Source organism: Synechococcus sp. OH2, from assembly GCF_047462155.1.
In the GTDB taxonomy this organism is placed as follows: Bacteria; Cyanobacteriota; Cyanobacteriia; order Thermostichales; family Thermostichaceae; genus Thermostichus.
The window spans coordinates 1-657 of sequence record NZ_JANSIR010000061.1 but is presented as its reverse complement, the minus strand read 5'-3'; the positions used below and the strand labels follow the sequence as shown (position 1 = coordinate 657).

Sequence of the window (657 nt, the reverse complement as noted above, 5' to 3'; positions counted from 1 at the left end):
TTGCTTCCAGTTGGGAGGTAATTTCCGGCAGCCAGGGCTTGGCTTGGGCAGCGCACTCGGGGCAGAACTCCTGCAAAGCAGACCAGACCAGGAAGGTGGCCTCGGCGGCAGTGAGGGGAGGAGCCGGATCTCCCCAAGGGGCATAGAGGTCGCAGGTACGGATGGAACGGCTCAGGGCGCGGCTTTTTAGGCGGTAGTAGCGCTGGAACAGGTCAAAGCGATCGTGGATCCCGTCTAGCAGATGCTCCCAAAAGGTCTGGCCGAGGCCGTGGCGAGCCAGGTACAGATCGACGGCAGAATCGTAGCCCCGCCACTGGGCCTCCCAGAGGTGGTCGCGAATGAGGATGCTGAGAATAAATCCCCCCAGCTCTGCATGGGCTTCCAAGTGTTGGCCCAACCGCTGGTAGGCCGCCCAGCGGATCTCGGCGCTGGGATGGGTTTGCAGGCTCTGCAGGTGGGTAAGCGTTTCCGCCGACTGGGGTTGAGGGAGCCCCAGGCCCTGGCCAGGGAGGGAGGCGAGGGTGACTTGCCACAACTGCCGCCAGGCCAAGCGTCCGGCCAGGCGCTGCTGGTGGAGCAGGCGCTCCAGAGGCTCCGCCTGTTGATGACCCCGCTGCTGGAAGAGGCCACACAAAAACTGGCGAAAGGGGCGCAGCA

At 64.4% G+C, this 657-nt stretch carries 1 pseudogene; it reads right to left on the bottom strand.

What is annotated here, in order from left to right:
- Nucleotides 1-657 (bottom strand): annotated as a pseudogene (locus NW835_RS05045) (peptidase M3); the annotation flags it as partial.